Here is a 1,241-nt window from a genome sequence, read left to right as displayed (position 1 = left end):
CGGACTTTTAATCCGTTGGTCGAAGGTTCGAATCCTTCACGACCCACCAAGTATCGAATTTCTAAGAGCTGTAAGTTATGCGTTTCAAATCAATAGCTTACGGCTTTTTTCTTGCCTAAAATATCCTCCTGTTCGTCATTTTTTGCCACTTGATTTGAACAAGCCAAGAGCGAGTTTGACGTAAGTTTGACGTGGTTGGCATAATCCAATAAATGACCGGCATTCAAATGCGCGTATTTTTGAACCATCTCAATCGTTTCCCAACCGCCCAATTCTTTCAGCACCATAAGGGGCGTTCCTTGCTGAACATGCCAACTGGCCCAAGTATGCCTGAGATCGTGGAATCGGAAATCCTTAATATTGGATCGTTCTAAAGCCCGTCTAAAGTCATTTCTGGAAATATCTTTGAGTTTCAAACCTTGTCCACTATGGAAGACGTAATCTGAACAGCGTTTGAATATGCGTTGCTGTAAGAAATTTACTGCTTCTTGACCCAACGGAAGTGATCTTGCCCGCCCTGATTTAGCAATATCGCCTGTAACGATGGCAACCTGTCGCTCAAAATCAATTTTATTCCACGTAAGTGTGAGAATTTCACTCATTCTTGCACCGGTGAGTAAAGCAAATTTGCATATATCACGCATCCAATCTAAGTTAAGATTTTTTAATAGATGATTAGCCTCATCTTTCGTTAGCCACCGAACCCGCTTTTTGGCCTCATTATTTTTTTGAATATAAGGGACGCTGTCGATCCAGCCTGCTTGTTTGGCGAGATTGAGTGCACGCATAATTGATGAGCGGTAACGGTTTTGAGTGGCGGGAGAGAGTTTTTTCCCGGTGCGGGTTACGTGAGTTGGCAAATATGTCTGAATATCATCACTTGTTAAAGAACTGATGAGCTTATGCCCGAGTACATCACGCCAATATTGTGCGTGGCGTATTTTGGTTGCCACATCCTTTTTATGTTCAGCTTCTTTGAGCATTAAGATCAAGGCTTGTTCTACGGTTTTTTCAGGTTTCTTATCAAGCTTTTCAACCTGCCAAGCCTCGTGTTTCATCTTATCGTGGAGCTGTTGGGCTAATTTTTTTTCAGTCGTTTGACTACTGCATCGAATTCGCTCGCCGTTTGGCGTGGTAAAATCGATTTGCCATACGCCGAATTTATTTTTTCTGATCGACATTTTCTTTTCTCCGAATCGCCGACCTGCGTACATAGACGGCACATATTATTTTCCTTTCTG

The 1,241-nt window shown here is 42.4% G+C and carries 1 protein-coding gene; it reads right to left on the bottom strand.

Annotation, left to right across the window (positions count from 1 at the left end; translation table 11 throughout):
- Positions 1-89 precede the first annotated feature (89 nt).
- Positions 90-1,181 (bottom strand): tyrosine-type recombinase/integrase, encoded by a 1,092-nt coding sequence (locus BKK54_RS11495; protein ID WP_077543197.1) that lies wholly within the window; start codon positions 1,179-1,181, stop codon positions 90-92.
- Positions 1,182-1,241: the final 60 nt, after the last annotated feature.

The organism is Rodentibacter genomosp. 1, from assembly GCF_001999285.1.
Taxonomy (GTDB): domain Bacteria; phylum Pseudomonadota; class Gammaproteobacteria; order Enterobacterales; family Pasteurellaceae; genus Rodentibacter.
This window is presented reverse-complemented; position numbering and strand designations above follow the sequence as displayed.

Excerpts from the sequence above, each read along its gene's own strand:
- BKK54_RS11495 (WP_077543197.1), bottom strand. The coding sequence starts at position 1,181 with ATGTCGATCAGAAAAAATAAATTCGGCGTATGGCAAATCGATTTTACC.